General features: G+C 74.6%; 17 protein-coding genes, 1 tRNA gene and 1 pseudogene. 4 read left to right on the top strand and 15 right to left on the bottom strand.

Going from position 1 to position 15,916, the window contains the following annotated elements:
• Window positions 1–15 precede the first annotated feature (15 nt).
• A complete protein-coding gene (locus tag CLV37_RS19955; RefSeq protein ID WP_211298805.1) occupies window positions 16–588 on the top strand; it encodes a TIGR03086 family metal-binding protein in 573 nt (190 codons plus the stop codon).
• 12 nt (window positions 589–600) lie between these two features.
• Here CLV37_RS19955 and CLV37_RS19950 read toward each other — a convergent pair whose 3' ends face one another.
• The 4 genes from CLV37_RS19950 to CLV37_RS19935 form a co-directional block, all read right to left on the bottom strand.
• Window positions 601–786, bottom strand: a complete 186-nt coding sequence (locus CLV37_RS19950) for a hypothetical protein (protein ID WP_106213701.1) — start codon at window positions 784–786, stop codon at window positions 601–603.
• Between the two features lie 50 nt (window positions 787–836).
• Window positions 837–1,487: a class I SAM-dependent methyltransferase gene (locus CLV37_RS19945; protein ID WP_211298804.1), complete on the bottom strand. Its 651-nt coding sequence runs from the start codon at window positions 1,485–1,487 to the stop codon at window positions 837–839.
• Window positions 1,488–1,524: 37 nt separating this feature from the next.
• The gene (locus tag CLV37_RS19940; protein ID WP_106213699.1) at window positions 1,525–1,983 is read right to left on the bottom strand and encodes a hypothetical protein; all 459 of its coding nucleotides are present in this window, start codon (window positions 1,981–1,983) and stop codon (window positions 1,525–1,527) included.
• A gap of 85 nt (window positions 1,984–2,068) precedes the next feature.
• Window positions 2,069–2,527 carry a hypothetical protein gene (locus tag CLV37_RS19935; RefSeq protein WP_146149504.1) on the bottom strand — a complete coding sequence of 153 codons (459 nt, stop codon included), beginning with the start codon at window positions 2,525–2,527 and terminating at the stop codon, window positions 2,069–2,071.
• A 68-nt stretch (window positions 2,528–2,595) separates the two neighbouring features.
• Here CLV37_RS19935 and CLV37_RS19930 point away from each other — a divergent pair, with 68 nt between their 5' ends.
• Window positions 2,596–3,120, top strand: coding sequence for a PadR family transcriptional regulator (locus tag CLV37_RS19930; RefSeq protein ID WP_106213695.1), 525 nt, complete (start codon window positions 2,596–2,598; stop codon window positions 3,118–3,120).
• A gap of 105 nt (window positions 3,121–3,225) precedes the next feature.
• Here CLV37_RS19930 and CLV37_RS19925 read toward each other — a convergent pair whose 3' ends face one another.
• Window positions 3,226–4,557 carry an MFS transporter gene (locus CLV37_RS19925; RefSeq protein WP_106213693.1) on the bottom strand — a complete coding sequence of 444 codons (1,332 nt, stop codon included), beginning with the start codon at window positions 4,555–4,557 and terminating at the stop codon, window positions 3,226–3,228.
• Window positions 4,558–4,613: 56 nt separating this feature from the next.
• On the opposite strand from CLV37_RS19925, the gene CLV37_RS19920 reads away from it, so the two are divergent.
• Window positions 4,614–5,588: an ArsR/SmtB family transcription factor gene (locus CLV37_RS19920; RefSeq protein WP_106213691.1), complete on the top strand. Its 975-nt coding sequence runs from the start codon at window positions 4,614–4,616 to the stop codon at window positions 5,586–5,588.
• Between the two features lie 5 nt (window positions 5,589–5,593).
• Here the strand turns inward: CLV37_RS19920 and CLV37_RS29065 are convergent.
• The 8 genes and pseudogenes from CLV37_RS29065 to CLV37_RS19880 all read right to left on the bottom strand — a co-directional run.
• Window positions 5,594–6,054: pseudogene (locus CLV37_RS29065) on the bottom strand (DUF1801 domain-containing protein); the annotation flags it as partial.
• Window positions 5,972–6,793, bottom strand: coding sequence for a metallophosphoesterase family protein (locus CLV37_RS19910; RefSeq protein ID WP_211298802.1), 822 nt, complete (start codon window positions 6,791–6,793; stop codon window positions 5,972–5,974). The pseudogene CLV37_RS29065 and the gene CLV37_RS19910, both read right to left, overlap by 83 nt.
• A complete protein-coding gene (gene pknB, locus CLV37_RS19905; protein ID WP_211298801.1) occupies window positions 6,790–8,781 on the bottom strand; it encodes a Stk1 family PASTA domain-containing Ser/Thr kinase in 1,992 nt (663 codons plus the stop codon). The genes CLV37_RS19910 and pknB overlap by 4 nt, the downstream gene beginning before the upstream one ends.
• Window positions 8,782–8,802: 21 nt before the next feature.
• Window positions 8,803–10,266 carry a peptidoglycan D,D-transpeptidase FtsI family protein gene (locus tag CLV37_RS19900; RefSeq protein WP_106213686.1) on the bottom strand — a complete coding sequence of 488 codons (1,464 nt, stop codon included), beginning with the start codon at window positions 10,264–10,266 and terminating at the stop codon, window positions 8,803–8,805.
• Window positions 10,263–11,636: an FtsW/RodA/SpoVE family cell cycle protein gene (locus CLV37_RS19895; RefSeq protein WP_106213684.1), complete on the bottom strand. Its 1,374-nt coding sequence runs from the start codon at window positions 11,634–11,636 to the stop codon at window positions 10,263–10,265. The genes CLV37_RS19900 and CLV37_RS19895 overlap by 4 nt, the downstream gene beginning before the upstream one ends.
• Window positions 11,636–13,024, bottom strand: coding sequence for a Stp1/IreP family PP2C-type Ser/Thr phosphatase (locus CLV37_RS19890; protein ID WP_106213682.1), 1,389 nt, complete (start codon window positions 13,022–13,024; stop codon window positions 11,636–11,638). The genes CLV37_RS19895 and CLV37_RS19890 overlap by 1 nt, the downstream gene beginning before the upstream one ends.
• Window positions 13,025–13,028: 4 nt before the next feature.
• Window positions 13,029–13,505 carry an FHA domain-containing protein FhaB/FipA gene (locus CLV37_RS19885; protein ID WP_106213680.1) on the bottom strand — a complete coding sequence of 159 codons (477 nt, stop codon included), beginning with the start codon at window positions 13,503–13,505 and terminating at the stop codon, window positions 13,029–13,031.
• Window positions 13,506–13,518: 13 nt separating this feature from the next.
• Complete coding sequence (locus CLV37_RS19880) at window positions 13,519–14,223, bottom strand: DUF3662 and FHA domain-containing protein (RefSeq protein ID WP_106213678.1); 705 nt, start codon at window positions 14,221–14,223, stop codon at window positions 13,519–13,521.
• Between the two features lie 144 nt (window positions 14,224–14,367).
• Between CLV37_RS19880 and CLV37_RS19875 the strand changes: the two genes are divergently transcribed.
• Window positions 14,368–14,451 (top strand) — tRNA-Leu (locus tag CLV37_RS19875).
• 148 nt (window positions 14,452–14,599) lie between these two features.
• On the opposite strand, the gene CLV37_RS19870 is transcribed toward CLV37_RS19875, so the two are convergent.
• Window positions 14,600–15,094: a SigE family RNA polymerase sigma factor gene (locus CLV37_RS19870; protein WP_106213676.1), complete on the bottom strand. Its 495-nt coding sequence runs from the start codon at window positions 15,092–15,094 to the stop codon at window positions 14,600–14,602.
• Window positions 15,087–15,875, bottom strand: coding sequence for a sensor domain-containing protein (locus CLV37_RS19865; RefSeq protein ID WP_245885497.1), 789 nt, complete (start codon window positions 15,873–15,875; stop codon window positions 15,087–15,089). The genes CLV37_RS19870 and CLV37_RS19865 overlap by 8 nt, the downstream gene beginning before the upstream one ends.
• Window positions 15,876–15,916: the final 41 nt, after the last annotated feature.

Raw genomic sequence — 15,916 nt, 5'->3', positions numbered from 1 at the left:
AGTCCACCGTCCGTGATGGACCTCAGCCCCGCGGCCGGTGCGATGGCCGCCCTCCTCCGAACCCTCTCCGACGACGACCTGGACCGGCGGACCCCCTGCGGCGGGACGGTCGCCGCGCTGCTCACCCACGTCGGCGGGCTGACGGTGGCGTTCACCGACGCCGCCCGCAAGGACCTCGGTCCCACGACGAGCACCCCGCCCGGTGGGGAGATGCCCGACGAGCTGCCGCCCACGTGGCGCACCGAGTTCCCCGCGCGCCTCGACGACCTCGCCCGCGCCTGGACCGACCCCGCCGCCTGGGAGGGCGCGACCCGCGCGGGCGGCATCGACCTGCCGGCGCCCGTCGCGGCCACGGTCGCCGTCGACGAACTCGTCCTGCACGCCTGGGACCTCGCCGTCGCCACCGGCCGCGCGCACGTCCCCGACGACGAGAGCCTCGCCGCGGTGGAGGAGTTCGTGCTCGGGATCCCGGCCGACCCCGCGGCCCGGCAGGGGCTGTTCGGACCCCCCGTGCCCGTCGGCGACGACGCGACGCGCTTCGAGAAGGTCCTCGCCCACGCCGGCCGGGACCCGCGCTGGCGGGCCTGACCTCAGGCCGCGTCAGGCCCAGGGACCGCCCTGCTCGTGCCGGTACCCGGCGACGCCCTGCGAACTCGCGTGGTCCCAGTCGTCGCGGTGCGGTGCCTCGGCGGACGAGCGGTCGCGGCCGTGGTCGCGCCGGGCCAGCACGGCGACCAGGACGACGAGCAGGACCACGACGGCGATCAGTGCGACGAGCAGCGTCACGGTGGTCCCCTCTCTCCCGGTCCCACTGTGGCACGAGGCGGTCGATGCCGTCAGGACCGGCGCTGCGCGGTGATCAGGTGCTGCGGTGTCCGTTCCCGCCCCTCTGCCGCCCGGTGCAGGCGGACCACGACGTCGAAACCCGCACCGGTCAGGACGTCGGCCACGACCTGCGGGTCGTGGCGGTGGTTCGTGAAGGTCACCGCGTGGCCGTACCCGTGCGCCCGCTCGACGCGTTCACCCGTCCCGGCCTGGAACGCGGTCAGCAGCGGGGCACCGGCCGCGGTGACCCGGGCGAACTCCGCGGCCGCCGCCCGCAGCTCGGCCGGCGGGGTGTGGATGAGGCTGTACCAGGCCAGCAACCCCCCGAGAGCGCCGTCCGCGACGGGCAGGTCGTGCAGCGCGGCGACCTCGAAGCGCAGGCCGGGGTGGTCGCGGCGGGCGGTGTCGACCATGCCGGGGGAGAGGTCGTAGCCGACGACGTCGAGCCCGGCAGCAGCCAGGTGGGCGCTGACGCGCCCGGCCCCGCAGCCCACGTCCGCGACCGGTCCGAGGCCGGCGGTGCGACAGCGGTGGGCGAAGTCGTCGAGGACGGCGACGTCCAGGGCCGTCTCGGCGTCCAGGCCCGGCAGCAGGTCGGCGAAGGAGCGGGCGACGACGTCGTAGGCGTGCCGGGTCCGCTGCAGGTGCGCGGGGTCGTCCACGACCGCCACCGTAGGCGGGGGCGCCCGGCGCCGTGGGCTACCCCTCGGGCAGTTCGTAGGTGGCCCGCCGTCGCTGCCCCCAGGCGAAGGACGTCTCGCAGACCCAGTCCTCCAGGCGGTCGGCGAGGTGGGCGGCGACCTCGGCGTCACCGGTGGGGACGTCCACGTCCCACGGGTCCGGCGTCCACCAGGGCGACAGGAGCAGGTCCTCGTGCCGTTCGCCGGGGACGTCGAGGCGCACCCAGACGTCGCCGTCGCGACCGTCCAGACCCCAGTGCACGCTGAGGTGCTCGACCTCCTCGGGGCGCAGGAGGCTGCGCACCACCGGCTCGACGACGCGCCGGCGCAGCCCGGCCAGCCGGGGGTCGTCGGCGTCGGTGACCGGCCCGGGACGCGGGGCCCGCTGGCTGGGCAGCGGGATCGCGTTCACCGCGGCCTGCCCTCCCAGGCGGGCGCGCACGGTGCCGAGGGGTCGGTACCGGCGGTGCTCCTCCACCGCTCCAGGGTGCCGCAGCACGGGGTGGGCGGCGAGGGGCGGTCGTCCGATGGCCGGACGGTGGCCCGTCGGGCACGAGCCGGTGTCACCAGGACGGCGCCGGGGCGGGCCGTCCCCTCCGCCCGGCGCGCCCTGCCGCCCAGGCGATCGCGGGGGAACCGACGAGGGTGGGCACGATCCACGCCAGCGGGCTCGACCAGTTCACGACCAGGGCCGCGGTGGTGAACGAGACGTAGGAACCCGCCACGAGGGAGACGTGCGCCGGGAGCCAGCCCGGACGCCGGCGCCGGGCCACGACCCACCCTGCCGACGCGGCGGCCTCCGTCGCGACGGCGATGACGAGCAACCCCCACCGGACCTGCGGCGCGGTCACGGCGAGGACGGCGGCCGTCGAGGTCATGACGGCCACGACCACCTGGTAGGCGAGGCCGCACCGCACGTGCCACCCGCGGCGCTTGGGGACCGCGAGCGCTGCGGCGCCCACGAGCAGGCCGGTGCACCCGGCGGCGACGTGCGTTCCGAGCAGCACTGCGTGGGCATCCATGTCGTACCTTCCCTTGTGGACGGTGCTACCAGCGTCGTCCGTCCACAGTGGACTGTCAAGGGAGTGGGATGGCCGGCGTCAACGCGACCGTGGGGTCGCTCCTGGGGTTCCTGCACGACGGACCGCAGTCGGGGTGGGACCTCATGGAGACGGCCCGGGCCCGCATCGGGGGTTTCTGGTCCCTGACGCGCAGCCAGGTGTACCGGGAACTCGCGGCGATGGCCGACGCCGGGCTCATCGTCACCGACTCCACCGGGGCCAGGGATCGTCGCGTCTACCGGCTCACCGACCAGGGGCGGGAGGAGTTCCGCACGTGGATCGCGCGGACCCCCGGCGAGGAGAACATCCGCTACCCCCTGCTGCTGACGCTGGCGTTCGCCCGGCACCTCCCGCCCGAACGGCTCGCCGAGTTCCTCACCACCCACCGCGCCCTCCACCAGGCCCGGTGGGACGCGTACCGCCTGCAGGACGAGCAGGCCCGCGCGGCCGGGGCGGGCCCGCTCGACCTCGTGACCCTGGACTTCGGGCTGCGGTACGAGCGGGCCGTCCTCGACTGGTTCGACGGGGTGGGGGACCTGACGGGCGGAGCCTGAGGCGCACCCCGGCCACCGGGAACGGGACCGGAGGCCGTCCCCACCAGGCCCCGCGTCGGTCCCCACGTCGACGACGGACCGGTGCTCCACGCCGTCCCCCGCCGCTCACCGCGCGGCGGGAGCCAGGGGCACCGCGTCCAGCGGGGTGGGACGCGGCGAGCGGACGGCGACGCGGACCACGACGACCGTCAGCGCACCGGCGAGGGCGAAGACCGCGCCGAGGGTGAGCCAGCCGGGCGTGCCGTGGGCGATGACGGTGGTGACGACGACGGGCGCCACCATCGAACTGGCCGCGATCCCGGTCTGGCTGACCCCCTGGTAGGCCCCGGCCCGCCGCGGGTCGGCGAGCTCGAACGCCAGCCCCCAGGCCCCGGCCTCGGCCCGGACCTCGGCGAGCGCGTGCACCCCGGCCGCCAGGACGAGCACGGCCGCGGCGGCGAGCGGGCCTCCGGCGGCGGCCGTCGCGTACAGGGCGCAGGCCAGCACGAGCAGCGCCCCGGCCGTGGCGACCGCGCGGGCGGCCCGCCCGGCCTCGTGCGTCCCCCGCGACGCGCGGACCTGCAGCGTCGCGACGAGCACGGTGTTGAGGACCATGAGGATCGAGACGGTGACCGGCGGGGCGTCGGTGTGCCCGGCGATCCACAGCGGGACCCCGACCGTCTGGACGCCGAAGTGCAGCCCCACGACGGCGTTCAGGGCGGTCACCGCCAGGTAGCGCCGGTCGCGCAGCGGGGAGCGTCCCCCGCCGGGCCCACCGTCTCGGGGCGCGGGCACCGGCCGGCCGGCCGGCGCGCCGGTGCCGGGCGTCCCGGGCAGGGTCCGCGCGAGCCGGACGAGGGGGACGCACGCGGACAGCGCCAGCAGCCCCGTCGCGACGAGCGCGACCGCGTACGCGCTCGCGGACCCGACCAGCAGCGCGGCCGCGGCCGCGCAGGTGCCGAGCCCGATGCCGACGTTCGTGACGACGCGCAGCCGCGCCCGGACCGCGACGCGGTCCGGACCGGGGAACGCCGTGGCGAGCACGGCCGAGCGGGCGGTGCCCTGGACGGCGCGGCCCCCGACGGCCGCGCAGGCCACGACGGTGAACGCGAGCGGGTCGCGGACCAGGACGTAGACGAGCAGGGCGCCGCCCTGCACCGCCGTGGCGGCCAGCAGCACGCGGTGGGCCCCGACGGCGTCGCACACCCAGCCGGCCAGCAGCGCCCCCGCGACGCCGACGGCCCCCGCGACGGACAGGCCCAGCCCGACGGTGGTCGCGCTGAGCCCGGCGACGCGGGTGAAGAACAGCGCGCTGACGGCGTAGAACACGCCGTTGGCGAAGGAACTGGTCGCGGTGGCGGACGTCAGCGCGCGCGCCAGCGGGTCGGCGGGGCGCACGACGGCGCGCCACCCCGTGGCGGAGGAGGACCGGGGGTGCGCGGAGCGGGACGGGGTCACCCCGCAGTTCTCCCGGAAACCCCGGGGCTGGTTCCACGTGTGTAGCGTCCAGCTTCATGGTCATCCGGTACGAACTGACGGGGATGGACCTCGGCGAAGTGCGGTTCGCCGTCTCCCCGCTGACCGAGCTCACCCTGTCGCTGCGCTCGTTCCGCGACCCGGGCCGCTACCCGCTGCACCTGCCGTGGTTGCACGAGGTGCGGTCGGTGCGCGCCGACCTCGACGCCGGAGCCCTCACCTCGCTCACCAACGACCGGTTGTGGACGCCGGACCTGCTGACCCCGCGACCGGCCTCACCCCTGACCCGGGTCGAGGAGCAGTTCGAGACCCTGGCCGCGGCCGATCCCCGTCGCCTCGCGGCCGAACTCGCCGAACTGCACGGCGGGGACGTGCCGGCCGCGCTGACCGGCTCACCGGCCGTCGTCCTGCGCCGCGTGGTGCGGGCCCTGCGCGAGTACTGGCAGGCGTGCTTCACCCCGCACTGGCCGAGGCTGCGGGCGCTGCTCGAGGCCGACGTGGCGCACCGGGCGCGCGAGACCGTGCAGCACGGCAGCGCGCGGATGTTCGCCGAGCTCACGCACGGGGTCCGGCTCGTCGACAACGTCGTCGAGGTCCGGTTGCGCTCGCCCGTGACGTACACGCGCACCACCGCCGGCGACGGCCTCACCCTCGTCCCGTCGGTGTTCTGCCGCGGGGTGTCCGCCCCGATCTCGGCGGCCGAACCGCCGTTCCTCATGTACGGGGCGCGCGGGGTGGGGACGTTGTGGCAGCGTGCCGCCGCGCCGGCCGGGACCGCGCTCGTCGACCTCCTGGGCCGCACCCGCGCGGAACTGCTCACCGACCTCGCCGACCCCGCGTCGTCCACGGAACTCGCCGCCCGCCGGGGGACAACGGTGTCGGCCGTGAACCAGCACCTGCGGGTGCTGCGCGCCTCCGGCCTGCTCGTCAGCGCCCGCACCGGACGCTCGGTCGTCTACCGGCGCACGGACCTGGGGGACGGGCTGGTGGGGCGCCGCTCACCGGCCGGGTAGGCCGCTCAGGGTGCGGCCCGGGCCACCAGCTCGGCGACGTGCTCCCAGGCCCGCTCGGTCGCCCCGGGCGTCAGCGCGTACGAGGTCGGCCACAGGCCGGAGGCCTCGTCGAGCTGCGCCTGGGGGCTGAAACCGAACGTGGAGCACCGCAGCCCGTCCGCCTGCCCGCTCCGGAGGAAGCACACGACCTTCCCCCGCGCGCGTAGCCGGGCTGGCCGTGGTACAGCTTCGGCGCCAGGTCCGGAGCGGCCCCGGTGACGATCCGGTGCACGCGTTCGGCCAGCGCGCGGTCGTCGTCGGGCATCTGCGCGATCTCGGCGAGGACGTCGGCCTCGTCGGCCCGCCGTGGAGGTCTCGCCCCCTGACCACCCGACGCCCCGCCCTCAGCGCGGGACGCCCGACTCCTCGAGGATCCGCTGGACGGTCGCCTCGTCGAGTTCGAACAGTTCCTGCCCGTCGCCGGGGGAGGGGATCGTCAGGACGGTCGAGCGGACCGTCTCACCGATCTCGACGACCAGCGCCCCGTGCCCGCGCACGATCCGTTCCCGGCCCCGGACGACGAGCGGGTCGCTGCGGTTCGCCACCCCCGGGGCGACGAGCAGCGTCAGCCCCGAGGCGAGGGTCTGCGCGAACGGGTGGTGGTAGTGCCCGGACAGCACGGCCCGCACGTCCGAACCCTCCAGGGTGGCGAGCAGGTCGGCGGGGTCCTGCAGCGCGAGCCCCTCGTGCAGCACCGTCGGCGCCGGGACGGGGGAGTGGTGCACGACGACCGCGGAACCCTTCTCCGCCGGGGTCGCGAGCACCGACCGCAGCCAGTCGAGCTGCTCCGCCCCGAGGGACCCGTACCCCTTGCCGGGCACCGAGGAGTCGAGCACGACGATCCGGAACCCGTCGACGTCGTGGACGGACCGGGTGGGCCCCAGCACCTGCCCGAACTCCCCCGGCAGGTCGTGGTTGCCCATCGCGAACACCGCCACCGCGCGGTGCGAGCGCGCGAACTCGCCGACGAGGTCGCGCGCCGTCTCGTAGGAGGCGACCGTCCCGTCGTCGGAGACGTCCCCGGAGACCACGACCGCGTCGAGGGACCCGATGCCGTGCAACGACTCCAGCACGTGCCCCAGGGCCGCCGTCGTGTCGACGAGGCCCCCGTGCAGCGCACCGGCCGCCATGAGGTGGGTGTCGGACAGGTGCAGGATGCGCGTCACTGCTCGTCCCCCCCGCCGTTGCCGCCGCCGCCGCCGTTCCCGTTTCCGTTGCCGTTCCCGTTCCCGTTCCCGTTGCCACCGCCGTTCCCGTTGCCGTTCCCCCGCGAGCCCGCCGGGTTGCCGACGGCCGAGGCCCCGTCCGTCGGGGAACTCGTCGACGAGGACGACGACGAGGACGTCGGGGAGTCCGTGGGGGTGGACGTGGGGGTGCTCGTCGCGGTCGGCTGCGTCGCGACGGTCAGGTTGATGGTGCTGCCGACGTCGACCCTGGTCTGCGCCGGCAGGTCCTGGTCGACCACCGTGCCCGGTTCCTGGTCGCTGTTCGGCGCTTCGCTCGTGTTGACCCGGAACCCCAGGGCGTTGAGTTCCTTCAACGCCTCGGCCTGGGACTTGTCCGTGACGTTCGGGACGGTCACCTGACCGCTCGCGATCTGGATCCCGATGGTCGTCCCCTTGGGCTGCGAGGAACCGATCGCCGGGTTCGTCGCGACGACCTTGTCCTTGCCGACGTTCGCGTTGTCCGTGGTCGTCACGTTGCCGATGGTGAACCCCGCATCCGTCAGCGCGGCCCGCGCCGCCTCCTGGGACAACCCCGACACGTCGGGCACCTTCACCGAGTTCGACCCCGAGGAGACCACGATGCTGACGGTCGCGCCCTTCTGCACGGGCGTCCCGCCGGTCGGGTCGGTGCGGATGACGTTCCCGGCCTCGACGGTGTCGTTCGCCTCCTGCGTCGGGTTCGCCGTCAGCCCCGCGGCCTCGATCTCGGCCACGGCGTCGGCCTGCGTCTTGCCGTCGACGGTCGGCATCGTGACCGTCGCGGGCGTGGTCGCGGTCCCCTGCGCCCCCGACCGGCCACCGCCGCTGTCGTTCAGCAGCGCGTACCCGACCCCGCCGATCCCCAGCACCAGGGCGACGATGAGCACGATCCACGGCCAGCGCCTGCCCCGTTCCTCCGGACCGGGGGTCTCCTCGACGCGGGGCAGCGTCCCCGTCGCGGGCCCGGCGGGGACCGTCGGCGCGACGGTCGTCGCCGCCGCGGCCGCGGCGAACTTCTGCGTCGCCTGCTGCGCGGCGGGGTCGGTGAAGCTCGCCCCGCGCAGCGGCCGGCCCTCGACCGCGCGGCGCAGGTCGTCGGCGAAGTCGGCCGCGGTCTGGTACCGGTTCTCGCGGTCCTTCGACAGGGCCATGAGCACGACCTGGTCGACGGCCGGCGGGATCTGCGGCGCCAGCGCCGACGGCGGCCGCGGCTGCTCGGAGACGTGCTGGTACGCCACGGCCACCGGGGCGTCCCCGGTGAACGGCGGGCGGCCCGTGAGCACCTCGTACAGCAGGCACCCCGTGGAGTACAGGTCGCTGCGGGTGTCGACCTGCTCGCCCCGGGCCTGCTCGGGGGACAGGTACTGCGCGGTGCCCATGACGGCCGACGTCTGGGTCAGGGTCGCCGAGGAGTCGCTGACGGCCCGGGCGATCCCGAAGTCCATGACCTTGATCTCGCCCGCCGGGGTGATCATCACGTTCGCGGGTTTGATGTCGCGGTGGACGATCCCCATCCGGTGCGAGTACTCCAGCGCTGCGAGGACCCCCTCGGTGATGGACAGCGCCTCGTCGATCGACAACGGGTGGTCGGTGCGCAGCATGTCCCGCACGGTCCGGCCCTCGACGTACTCCATGACGATCCACGGCAGCTCCACGCGGGCGCCGCCGTGCTCCGTGATCGTGTCCGCGCCGGTGTCGTAGACCGCGACGATCGAGGGGTGGTTCAGCCCCGCGGCGGCCTGCGCCTCGCGGCGGAACCGCGCCTGGAACGACGGGTCGCGCGCCAGGTCCGAGCGCAGCAGCTTCACCGCGACCGTCCGCCCCAGGCGGGTGTCGCGCGCCACGTGCACCTCGGCCATGCCGCCACGACCGAGCAGGTTCCCGACCTCGTAGCGGCCGCCGAGCACGCGCGGCGCCGGCACCCCGTGGCCAGTCGTCGTGTCCGTCACTGCTCTCCCCGTCCCGTCGGATCACCCATCGAGGGCTGCTTGCATCACGGTCTTGGCCACCGGTGCGGACAACCGTCCACCGTAGGCGCTCTCGGTCGACCCGCCGTCCTCGATCACGACCGCGACGGCGACCTTCTTCTTCCCGTCGTCCGCGAACGACGTGAACCACGCGTACGGCGGCAGGCCCGTGCCGTGCTGCGCGGTTCCCGTCTTGCCGCCCACGGTCACCCCGGGGATCTGCGCGCGCGTCCCCGTGCCGTCCGAGACGACGAGCTCCATCATCTGCTGCAGCGTCTTCGCGGTGCCCGAGCTCACCGCGCGGCCCAGCTCGCGCGGCGACGGCTGGTCGATGACGTCGGCCGTCTGGTCGGCCTCGCGGACGTCGGCGATGAGGTTCGGTTCCATGACGACCCCGTCGTTGGCGATCGCGGCGGAGACCATCGCGACCTGCAGCGGCGTCGCCAGGTCGTTGCCCTGCCCGATCGCGGAGTACGCCAGCAGCGGCCCGGCCACCTTCTCACCCGTCGGGAAGCTGCTCGTGGCCACCGAGGTCGGGATGGACAGCGACTGGCCGAAGCCGAACTTGCCCGCCTGCTCGGCGAGCTTGTCGGCGCCCAGCGTCAGGCCCAGGTCGCCGAACGCCGTGTTGCACGAGATCTTCAGCGCGTCGGCCAGCGACACCTGGTCGTTCGGGCCGCAGGCCGTGCCCTCGTCGTTCTTCAGCGTGTTGCTCGTCTGCGGCAGCGGCAGCTCCTGCGGGCCCTTCAGCAGCGTGTCCGCCGTGTAGTCGCCGCTCTCCAGCGCCGCCGCCGCGGTGATCAGCTTGAACGTCGACCCCGGCGGGTACAGCGACCCCGTCGCCCGGTTCACCATGGGGTCGTCGTCGTCCGCGTTCAGCGACGTCCACGTGCTCTGCTCGGTCTTCCCGTCGTGACTGGCGAGCCCGTTCGGGTCGTAGCTGGGGCTCGTCACCATCGCCAGCACGTCCCCGGTCTCGGGGTCGAGGGCGACGACGGCGCCCTTGCGGCCGGCCAGGGCGTCCCATGCGGCCTGCTGCACCTTCGGCTGGATCGTCAGGGTCACGTCGGCGCCCTTGGGCTTCTCCCCCGTCAGCAGCGTCGACAGGTTCCGGTAGAACAGCTCGTCGGCCGACCCCGACAGCACGTCGTTCTCGGCGCGCTCCACGCCGGACGTGCCGTAGCGCAGCGAGTAGAAGCCCGTCACCGGCGCGTACAGCTGACCCGCCGGGTAGGCGCGCTGGAACTGGTACGGGTCCTCGACCTTCGCGCTCGTCGCGACCGCCGCACCGCCCTGGACGAGGATCGCACCGCGCTCGCGGCCGAACTCGGCGTACAGCTGCCGGGAGTTGCCGGGCATCGCGTTGAGCTTGCCCGCGGAGATGAACTGGACCCACGTCGTGGAGGCGAACAGCGCGAAGAACAGGAACGCGACGACGAGGGACAACCGGCGCAGGGGACGGTTCACGCGGTCCTCACCGCCTGGGTCACCCCGGTGTCGCCGTCGGGCCCGTTGCGGACCTCCGCGGCCGGGCGCCGGGCCAGGTCCGACACGCGCAGCAGCAGCGCGACGACGATCCAGTTCGACAGCAGCGACGAGCCGCCCGCGGCGAGGAACGGCATCGTCAGACCCGTCAGCGGGATGACCCGCGTGACGCCGCCGACGACGACGAACACCTGCAGCGTCACCGAGAACGCCAGCCCCGCGGCGAGCAGCTTGCCGAAGCCGTCGCGCACCCCGATCGCCGTCCGCAAGCCGCGCTCGACGATCACGACGTACAGCGTCAGGACCGCGAACAGGCCCGCGAGCCCCAGCTCCTCGCCCAGGGAGGAGTAGATGAAGTCCGAGTTCGCGAACGGCACCGTCTGCGGGCGGCCCTCACCCAGGCCCGTGCCCGTCAGGCCGCCGTTCGCCATCCCGTACAGGCCCTGCACGAGCTGGTAGCTGGAGCCACTGCGGTTCTGCGCGGTGAACGGGTGCAACCAGATGTCGACGCGCTGCTGGACGTGACCCATCGTCGTCGCCGCGAACACGGCCGCGGCCGCGAACATCAGCAGGCCCAGGACGATCCAGGACACCCGCTCCGTCGAGACGTACAGCACCGCGACGAACAACCCGAAGAACAGCAGCGACGTCCCCAGGTCGCGCTGCAGCACCAGGATCCCGACGGCCGCGACCCACGCCAGCAGGATCGGCCCCAGGTCGCGGGCGCGCGGCAGCTGCAGGAACACGACCTTGCGGCCCGTCAGGCTCAGCGCGTCGCGGTGCACGACGAGGTACCCCGCGAAGAACACCGCCAGGCAGATCTTCGCCAGCTCCCCCGGCTGGAACGACATCGACCCCAGGTGGATCCAGATGCGCGCCCCGTTCACCGTGCGGCCCAGCCCCGGGACCATCGGCAGCAGCAGCAGGACCAGACCCGCCACGGCCGCCGTCCACGTGTACCGGCGCAGGATCCGGTGGTCGCGCACGACCACCAGCACCGCACCCGCCGCGACGATCCCCAGCGCCGACCAGACGAACTGCCGCGACGCCGACGAGGTGTCCTCGGCCACGTCGATCCGGTGGATCATCACCAGGCCGATCCCGTTGAGCAGGGTCGCGACCGGCAGCAGCATCGGGTCGGCGTGCTTGGCCCGCCACCGCAGCACCAGGTGCAGCAGCACCGCGAGCCCGCCGAGCCCACCGGCGTACGCGAACAGGTTCGGCGGCAGGGACCCGTCGACCGTCAGGCCCACCACGGCCCACGCGCCGCCGGCGATGACGACGGCCAGCAGCACCAGCGCGAGCTCGACGTTGCGCCGCGTCGTCGGGTACACGGGCAGGACGGTGGCCATCAGCCGACACCTCCGCAGTCCTCGGGCGCCACGGTCCGGGACGGGCTGGGCGCGGGGGTCGTGGTCGTGGGTGCGGTCGTGGGGGAGTCGGTGGGTGCGGCGGTGGGCGTACCGGGGGTGGGCGTGCCGGGGGTGGTCGCCGCCCGGCACGCGGCCGCGAAACCCTCCAGGTTGGACACCAGCTCCCGCGCGCTCGCCAGGCTGTTCGACGTCACCCGCGCCTCGACGCGCCGCGCCCACGTCGTCGGCAGGTCCGCCACCTGAACCGTCGTGCTCTCCAGCACGTGCGACGTCCGCACCGGCCCCACGTCCTGCGACAACCCCTGGTAGATCGCGACCGTCCCGCCGTCGGCACCCACGAAGTACTGCTGCTGGCTCCACCGCCACGCCGCCAGGCCCCCAGCGGCGAGCAGCACCACGAGCAGCAGCGGCCCCGCGACCCACCGGACGCGGCGACGGCGGCGCTCGCGGTCGGTCAGCGGACGGCGGCCGGTGCCGTCATGGTCGTCCTCCGAGTCGTCGGCGGAGTCGTCGCCGTCGTGCGCGGCCGCGCGCAGGGCCGCGGCCCGCGCGGCGGGGGTCCCCGCGGCCGACGAGCGGCGCGGCCGGTGGAACGCGGCCGCCCCCACGACCTGCGGGGTCGTGGAGGGGGCGGCGCCCACGCCCAGCTCGACGACGTCGGCGACCAGGCACGTGATGTTGTCCGGGCCGCCGCCGCGCAGGGCGAGCTCGACGAGGCGCTGGCACGTCGTGTCCGGGTCCAGGCCCGAGGCGAGGGTCTCGGCGATCGTGTCGTGGCTGACCACGCCCGACAGGCCGTCGCTGCACAGCAGGTACCGGTCGCCCGGCTTCGCCTCGCGCACCGAGACGTCGGCCTCGTCGTCGTCGCGGCCCGTCAGCACCCGCATGATCACCGACCGCTGGGGGTGCCGCTCGGCCTCCTCGGGGCTGATCCGCCCCTCGTCGATGAGGGACTGCACGTAGCTGTGGTCCTTCGTCAGCTGCGTCAGCCGCCCCTCGCGCAGCAGGTACCCGCGCGAGTCGCCGATGTGCGCCAGGACCAGCCGCGAGCCCGCGCGCAGGATCGCCGTGACCGTCGTGCCCATCCCCGCCAGGTCCGGTTCGTCCGCGACCCGGTGGCGCAGCTGCTCGTTGGACGCCTCGATGGCGTGGCGCAGGTGCTCGGCGGCGTCGTCGCTGCCGTGCGACTCACCGTCCAGGACCGACATCTCGCCGACCGCCAGGGAACTGGCGACGTCCCCGCCCGCGTGCCCGCCCATGCCGTCGGCGACGACGAGCAGGTGCGGCCCCGCGTAGCCGGAGTCCTGGTTGGTGGTGCGTCCGAGGCCGACGTCCGAGCGGGCGGCGTAGTTCAGGGCGATGGCCACGGGGCTACCTCCGGAGCTCGAGCACGGTCTTGCCGATGCGCAACGGCGTCCCGGGCTCGAAGGGGGCGGGGGTGGTCAGGCGGTCGCGGCCGAGGAACGTGCCGTTCGTGGACTGCAGGTCCTCCACGACCCAGCCGTCCCCGGTGGGGGCCGGCGTGATGCGCACGTGCTTGGTGGAGGCGTACTCGTCGTCCAGGACCAGCGTGCAGTCGCTGCCGCGGCCGATGAGGACGGGGGCCTGGCCCAGGGTCAGCGTCGTCCCGCGCAGCGAGCCCTCCGTGACCACGAGCGTCGCCCGCGGCCGGGCCGGCGGCGCCTCGACGGGGTCGCGGCGGGGCCTGGCCGCGGCGCGCTCGGTGCGGCGGGTCGTGACCCGTGTCCCGAGCAGGTCCGCGCGCAGCACCCCGACGATCGCCAGGACGAACAGCCACAGCACGACGAGCAGCCCCAACCGCAGGACGGTGAGGGTCAGTTCGCTCACGGACGACGTCCCGTCACGTCCAGGCCTCGTCCCGCCGGGCGGAGTGGAAGACGAGCTTGCTGCGGCCCACCGTGATGACCGCCCCGTCCCACAGGTCCAGCGAGGAGACCCGGTCGCCGTCGACGAACGTGCCGTTCGTGGAGCTCAGGTCCGACAACCGCGCCCCGCCGGGGGCGACGCGGATCTCGGCGTGCCGGCGCGAGACGCCCGGGTCGTCCAGGACGACGTCGGCGTCCGAGCCGCGGCCCAGGACCGTCACGGCCTCCGTCAGCACGTACCCGCGGCCGTCGACCTCCAGGCGCGGCCGGCCGGCCTGGTCCGTCTTCGGGGTGGACGGCGCGATGCGGCCCTTGACGGTGGAGGACAGGACGCGGAAGACGCCCGTCTCCAGGTCGTCGGACTCGTGGAACCCCACCCGCACCGGGCCGACGAAGCTGTACCGCTGCTTCTCGGCGTGCTGGGTGACGGCCGCGACGAGCTCGTCGGCGAGGGTGTCCTGCCAGGACGCGATCTTGTCGTGGTCGGCGGGGCCGAGCTCCACGATGAAGCTGTTGGGCACGAGCGTGCGGCCGCGGGACAGCACCGCCGCGCGGTCGTCGAGCTCGCGGCGCAGGGCGCTGGCGACCTCCACCGGCTGCACCTCGCTGCGGAAGGCCCGGGCGAACACACCGTTGACGGCCCGTTCCACGCCACGCTCGAAGCGGTCGAGCACTCCCACGTCGAGCCTCCTCCCGAGATCCCGCTGGTGCCTCCAGCCCGGCAATCGTAGCCGGGGACCCCCTGCCCGCCCGTGGAGCGCGGGTGCGCGGACGTGGAGGTGGCGTGAGGGCCACCCGTGAGCTGGTACGGTTGCTCTCAGCACGCGCGAGTGGCGGAATAGGCAGACGCGCACGGTTCAGGTCCGTGTGCCCGAAAGGGCGTGGGGGTTCAACTCCCCCCTCGCGCACGTGTGGCGAAGGCCCCGGTCAGCAGACCGGGGCCTTCGTCGTTCCCGGGGGTGGCGCGGCTGGGTCGGACCGTTGACGCATCGGTACGAACCTTCGGTACCGACGCGTCAACGGTCCAACCCCCGAGCCCGCCCGTCCTGACGCCCCTCAGACCTCGGCGGGCAACCGCATGGCCTTGCGCAGCGTCGCGAGCCCGCGGCTCGCGTTCACCCGCACCGCCCCCACGCTCATGTCGAGGACGTCGGCGATCCGCTCGTCGGCCATCTCGTCCAGGTAGCGCAGCGCGACGACCGAGCGCTGCTTGGTCGGCAGGGTCCGGACGGCGGCCAGCAGCGCATCGCGGTCCAGGAACCGCTGGTTCGCGTCCGCCGCCTCCGAAGCGGGCAGGTCCTCCGGAGCGAGGGGGTCCTCGCGCCGGACCGCCCGCCGCCAGAACGACGTGCTCTCGTTGACGAGCATCCGGTTCACGTAGGCGACGGGGTCGTCGGCCTTCGCGATCCGGCCCCACTTCAGCAGCGCCTTGGCCAGGACGTCCTGCACGACGTCCTCGGCGTCGGCGGGGTTGCGCAGCAGGCCGCGCGCGAGGCGCTGCAGCACGGGGCCGCGGACCGCGACGAACGCCTCGTAGTCCAGGTCAGCCACCCAGCACCGCGTCCAGCCCGCCGACCGCCAGGTCGGCCACCGTCGAGGACAACCCGTCGGGGGTCGCCCGCACCAGGGTGGCGGACACGTCCACCACCACGCCGTCGCGTTCCACGACGCCGCGAACGCGGTACAGGGTGCCGCCCTTCCCGTCGACGTCCTCCTGCTCCACCGCGTACGCGGTGACGAGGTCGTCGGGCCCGGTGCTGCCGTCCCCGACGATCGTCCACGGGCCCGTCTCCTGCGCCGACGCCGCGCACGAGGCCGCCTGGTCGCGGGCCGTCTGCACGTACGCGACGGCGCCGTCCGCCGAGAACCGGCGGACCGACTCGGTCACGCCCTGGCGCGAGGCCGTCTCCGTCCAGTTCGCCGTCCGCCCGCCCAGCAGCGGGGCCGCCGCGAACGGCACGTCGGTGCACAACCCGGCGTTCACGTCCCCTCCCGCGACCTCCACCGCGTCCGGCTGGCGCACCGCCCCCGGCAGCACGGCCGCCACCGTCGCGTCCGGCAGCACCTGCGCCGCGTCGACGGGGGTCCCGGACGTCGTCGGGTCCGCGGCGACGACCGTCGTGCGCGAGGTGCCCCCCGGCAGCCCCCCGTTCACGCCAACCCCGACCGGGACCGCGACCAGGGCCAGGGCCAGCACGGCGACCCCCGCCCGGCGCCGGGTGCGGATCCTCGCCGCCCGCCGCCGCGACCCCGCGAGCAGCTCCTCGGTGCCCAGCGGGTGGTCGGCCGGGTCGTACCGGCGCAACGCCGCCACGAGCGGATCGTCCTCCACACCCCTCACCTCTCCTTCGCCTGCTCTGAGGACGCCGTCGG

This window comes from Kineococcus rhizosphaerae, from assembly GCF_003002055.1.
GTDB classification, from domain to species: Bacteria; Actinomycetota; Actinomycetes; order Actinomycetales; family Kineococcaceae; genus Kineococcus; species Kineococcus rhizosphaerae.
This window is presented reverse-complemented; position numbering and strand designations above follow the sequence as displayed.

Excerpts from the sequence above, each read along its gene's own strand:
- CLV37_RS19955 (WP_211298805.1), top strand. The coding sequence starts at position 16 with ATGGACCTCAGCCCCGCGGCCGGTGCGATGGCCGCCCTCCTCCGAACC.
- CLV37_RS19935 (WP_146149504.1), bottom strand. The coding sequence starts at position 2,527 with ATGGATGCCCACGCAGTGCTGCTCGGAACGCACGTCGCCGCCGGGTGC.
- CLV37_RS19930 (WP_106213695.1), top strand. The coding sequence starts at position 2,596 with ATGGCCGGCGTCAACGCGACCGTGGGGTCGCTCCTGGGGTTCCTGCAC.
- CLV37_RS19920 (WP_106213691.1), top strand. The coding sequence starts at position 4,614 with ATGGTCATCCGGTACGAACTGACGGGGATGGACCTCGGCGAAGTGCGG.
- CLV37_RS19895 (WP_106213684.1), bottom strand. The coding sequence starts at position 11,636 with ATGGCCACCGTCCTGCCCGTGTACCCGACGACGCGGCGCAACGTCGAG.